1 protein-coding gene is annotated in these 741 nt (G+C 65.3%); it reads left to right on the top strand.

Annotated elements, in window-relative coordinates:
• The coding region (locus IEX85_RS23880) for a sugar phosphate isomerase/epimerase family protein (RefSeq protein ID WP_188863148.1) at positions 1 to 741 on the top strand (741 nt) is incomplete at both ends.

The raw sequence follows: 741 nt of genomic DNA, 5'->3' as shown, positions 1-741 counted from the left end.
GCCGCCTGACCGCGGAGCTGGGCTACGACTGGATCGAGCTTTCTCCGCGCGCCGACTTCCTGCAGTGGTGGACCCGTCCCCGTGTGTACCCCGAGCGCATCCAGGCGTTCAAGAAAGCGATGAAAGACCACGGCGTGGGCCTGGCGACGCTGCAGCCGATGTACCGCTGGTCCAGCCCGTACCGCGACGAGTGGGACATGGCGATCGATAACTGGAAGCGGACCATCGAGGTGGCGGTCGAGATGGACGCCCCGCTGCTGATCTCCGAATTCGGCCGTGGCGGTTCGCCCGAGCGTTCGGCCGCCGACCGCGACGGCATCCATACGCCGGAGGCCTGTGAGAACGCCTTCTGGCGTGCCATGGACGTACTGGTGCCGATCCTCGAGCGCGAAGGCCTGACGCTGAGCGTCGAACCGCATCCCGAAGACTGGGTGGAGCAGATCGATCCGGCGGTCGAGATCATCAAGACGATCAACTCCAAGGCGCTGCAGTGCTCCTACATCGCGCCGCACTCCTTCTACTACGGAGACGATCTGGCCGAGACGATCCGTGCCACCAAAGACGTGCTGGTGCACGCGCGGGTGGCCGACACCTTCAACCACAAGGCGTCGTCGCAGCTGCGCTACATCGTCAACCCGCCGGGATCCACCGCCCGGGTGCACCAGCACCTGGACATGGGACAGGGCGAGATCGACTGGGACGTCTTCTTCAGCACCCTGGCCGAGATCGGTTTCGATGGCG

The sequence above is a fragment of the Marinobacterium nitratireducens genome (genome assembly GCF_014645375.1).
Classification (GTDB): domain Bacteria; phylum Pseudomonadota; class Gammaproteobacteria; order Pseudomonadales; family Balneatricaceae; genus Marinobacterium_A; species Marinobacterium_A nitratireducens.
The sequence above is the reverse complement of the archived record's forward strand: the minus strand, read 5'-3'. Positions and strand labels throughout refer to the sequence as shown.